The 725-nt window shown below is 64.0% G+C and carries 1 protein-coding gene; it reads right to left on the reverse strand.

Annotation, left to right across the window (positions count from 1 at the left end):
* Positions 1-267: 267 nt before the first annotated feature.
* Positions 268-725: transposase (locus tag XI09_RS08465; protein WP_271566434.1), on the reverse strand; the 458-nt coding region annotated here is incomplete at its 5' end.

Here is a 725-nt window from a genome sequence, read left to right on the forward strand (position 1 = left end):
CATGTATGGACGGCCCCCTCTCGGCAAGGGCTTTTTGGTGCTTCGACGAATGGATCGGGGAGCGGTCATGTATACGGCCTCGAGAAGCGGCCAGTGACCGCGGGCCCTGATGGAGATCGCAGATCGAATTCCAATCATTGCGGCGCGCTGTCACGCGCGATGACGATGCGGAGTGTTTCGATCCCGGTTTCCTGACCATTTGCCATCACACCTCAAGTACCCTTCCGATAGGCATGGAGCGCGAGCGCGGCGGCTGTTGCCTCGCAACTAGGCCGCAGCCGGCGCGCTCGCGCGGTCCCGGTAAGTCTCTCCTTTGACCAGCATGGCCCAGATGATCCGGGCGGTTTTGGCGGCGAAGGCCACCATGGCAACCTTGTAGGGCCTTCGCGCCAGCAGATCGCGCAGCCACGGATCGGTGACGCCGCGCGCCTTCTGTTGCCGCAGATGGGCGCTGGCGCCGCTGATCAACAGCGCTCGCAGCATACGGTCTCCCTGTTTGGAAATCCGTCCCGGGCGATGCTTGCCTCCAGTGCCGTGGTCCTTGCCGGTGATCCCGATCCAGGCTGCGAAGTCGCGACCGGAGCGGAACACCTTTGCGTCGGGGACTTTAGCCAGGACCGTACTGGCGATGATCGGGCCCACGCTTGGGACCTCCATGAGCCGCTTGGCGTCGCGATCGCAGCGGGCAGCCTTGGCAATCTGCCGTTCAAGTGCCCGTTCATCGG

Source organism: Bradyrhizobium sp. CCBAU 11386, assembly GCF_028128955.1.
In the GTDB taxonomy this organism is placed as follows: Bacteria; Pseudomonadota; Alphaproteobacteria; order Rhizobiales; family Xanthobacteraceae; genus Bradyrhizobium.